Here is a 482-nt window from a genome sequence, read left to right on the forward strand (position 1 = left end):
CAGGCGCAAGTTGCCAAGCGGCGCACAAACAGAGGTGCGCTGCCAGCCCATCTGCCGCGCATCGAGATCGTGGTCGATATCGATGACCATGCCTGTCCTTGCTGCCGCAACGACCTGCATCGGATCGGCGAGGATGTCAGCGAGAAGCTGGACATTGTGCCCGCCCAATTCCGCGTTCTGGTGGTGCGCCGCCCAAAGTATGCCTGCCGGGCCTGCGAGGARGTAGTTGTCCAGGCTCCGGCTCCGGCAAGGCTTATCGAAGGCGGCATTCCGACCGAGGCAACCGTCGCCCAGGTGCTGGTCTCCAAATATGCCGACCACCTGCCGCTGTATCGCCAGGCGCAAATCTACAAGCGCCAAGGTATCGATCTCGATCGCTCGACGCTCGCCGACTGGGTCGGCCGCGCCGCCTGGCATTTACGCCCGGTCCATCAGCGGCTACTTGATCATTTGAAGTCGTCGTCCAAGCTCTTCGCTGACGA

Annotated in this window: 1 protein-coding gene; it reads left to right on the forward strand. The window is 62.4% G+C overall.

Translation table 11 applies throughout. From position 1 onward, the window contains the following. The coding region (gene tnpC / locus AB4048_RS28965; RefSeq protein ID WP_442205369.1) for an IS66 family transposase at nt 1-482 on the forward strand (482 nt) is incomplete at both ends.

Source organism: Rhizobium sp. RAF56, assembly GCF_052113965.1.
Taxonomy (GTDB): domain Bacteria; phylum Pseudomonadota; class Alphaproteobacteria; order Rhizobiales; family Rhizobiaceae; genus Rhizobium.